The organism is Mesorhizobium sp. M7A.F.Ca.US.006.04.2.1, from assembly GCF_004022915.1.
GTDB classification, from domain to species: Bacteria; Pseudomonadota; Alphaproteobacteria; order Rhizobiales; family Rhizobiaceae; genus Mesorhizobium; species Mesorhizobium ciceri.
The window spans coordinates 1-2,085 of record NZ_RZQA01000988.1 but is presented as its reverse complement, the minus strand read 5'-3'; the positions used below and the strand labels follow the sequence as shown (position 1 = coordinate 2,085).

2 protein-coding genes are annotated in these 2,085 nt (G+C 61.2%); both read right to left on the bottom strand.

Features of this window, described 5'->3' with window-relative positions; genetic code table 11:
* Nucleotides 1-122 precede the first annotated feature (122 nt).
* Nucleotides 123-644, bottom strand: coding sequence for a hypothetical protein (locus EN925_RS33240; protein ID WP_127370077.1), 522 nt, complete (start codon nt 642-644; stop codon nt 123-125).
* A gap of 5 nt (nt 645-649) precedes the next feature.
* Nucleotides 650-1,873 carry an argininosuccinate synthase gene (locus EN925_RS33235; RefSeq protein ID WP_013528809.1) on the bottom strand — a complete coding sequence of 408 codons (1,224 nt, stop codon included), beginning with the start codon at nt 1,871-1,873 and terminating at the stop codon, nt 650-652.
* Nucleotides 1,874-2,085 lie beyond the last annotated feature (212 nt).

Here is a 2,085-nt window from a genome sequence, read left to right as displayed (position 1 = left end):
TCTATCAGCAGGCCATCGCTCGTATTGCCACGGCGATCGACGGCGATTGACGGACCATGCACCGGGCAGGAGGCCCCGGCCATTTTTGACTTGATCGAAAACCCGGCGTGAATGCCGGGTTTTTATTTGATTTCGAGCGTGTAGGAGCAGCCGGCCAGGGTCTTGCCGGGATGGGACTCGACGGTCGAGACGTTGAGCTTGACGTCCGTGGAGAAGGTCAATCCTTCCGACTCTTCGGTGCTTTGGACAACGACCTTTTCGCCAAGGAATTTTTGCGGCGTGGAAAACACGGCCATGACGTCGAGTTCTTTTGCAAGCTCCGGCGCGGCAACGCCGTCGAGCACGGCCATCGGCCCCGCAGCGGTAAACACGATCGATCCTGTCTCGCGGTTGAACACGCGGATTTTGGCCGGCAGTTCGTATTGGCTGAGAAACGGATTGCCGGAGGCAACCTCCTTCCAGCCAAGCGTTTCAACGGCACCCGGTGCGCTGGACAGCCACAGGGCAAAGTCGTTGTAAGTCGGAACGTCCGCCCTGCACTCGATCAGCGCGGGAAGGTCAAGAGAGGCGGGGTCGAACTCCTGGCCGACGGCCGGCGTCGCCAGAACAACCAGCGGCGCCAGGCAGCGACCGAAACCGCGCATCCGCCCTACTTGGCGCGGTTGCGCGCTGCCAGCGTTCTCAGCCGCAGTGCATTGAGGCGGATGAAGCCGGCGGCGTCCTTCTGGTCATAGGCGCCACGGTCGTCCTCGAAAGTGACCAGCGCATCGGAGTAAAGCGTCTTCTTCGACTTGCGGCCGGTGACCATGACGTTGCCCTTGTAGAGCTTGAGCCGCACCGTGCCCTCGACGTCTTCCTGGCTCTTGTCGATCATCGCCTGCAGCATCAGCCGTTCGGGCGCAAACCAGAAGCCGTTATAGATCAGCTCGGCGTAACGCGGCATGAACTCGTCCTTGAGGTGGGCCGCACCTCGGTCGAGCGTGATCGATTCGATGGCCCGGTGGGCGGCGATCAGGATGGTGCCGCCTGGCGTTTCGTAGACGCCGCGCGACTTCATGCCGACGAAGCGGTTCTCGACCAGGTCGAGCCGGCCGATGCCATTGTCGCGGCCAAGATCGTTGAGTGTCGCCAGCATGGTTGCCGGCGACAATTTCTTGCCGTTCAGCGCGATCGGATCGCCCTTCAGGAACTCGATCTCGATCTCGGTGACCTTGTCCGGCGCGTCCATCGGCGAAACGGTGCGCTGATGAACGAATTCCGGCGGCTCCACCCACGGGTCTTCCAGCACCTTGCCCTCGGAGGACGAATGCAAGAGGTTGGCGTCGACCGAGAACGGTGCATCGCCCTTCTTGTCCTTCGGCACCGGGATCTGGTGCTGCTCGGCGAAATTCATCAGGTCGGTACGCGACTTGAACGTCCAGTCGCGCCACGGCGCGATGACCTTGATGTCGGGGTTCAGTGCGTAAGCCGAGAGCTCGAAGCGAACCTGATCGTTGCCCTTGCCGGTGGCGCCATGCGCGATCGCATCGGCGCCGGTTTCCCGCGCTATATCGACCAGATGCTTGGAGATCAGCGGCCGGGCGATCGAGGTGCCGAGCAGATAGGTGCCTTCATAGACGGTGTTGGCGCGGAACATCGGGAAGACGAAGTCGGCGACGAATTCCTCGCGCACATCGACGATACGGATGTCCTTGATGCCCATCATCTCGGCCTTGCGGCGCGCCGGTTCCAGCTCTTCACCCTGACCGAGATCGGCGGTGAAGGTGATGACCTCGGCGCCGAACTCGGTCTGCAGCCATTTCAGGATGATGGATGTGTCGAGACCGCCGGAATAGGAGAGCACGACTTTCTTGATGTCTTTGGTTTTGGACATTTGGCGGTTCCGCGACAGGAGTTCTTGGCGCGCGAGTATCACGGGGTTTCCGGCTTGCGCAAGAGATGAACGGCCTTGCGCAAGAGATGAACGGCCTTGCGCAAGAGATGAACGGCGCACGGCAGGGGTGACGAACGCGGGTGACGAGCTTTCGCTGTTGTGGCTTGGCTGATCGCGTGGGTTCCGATTTATCTCTTTTCAGTCCTCTGAGA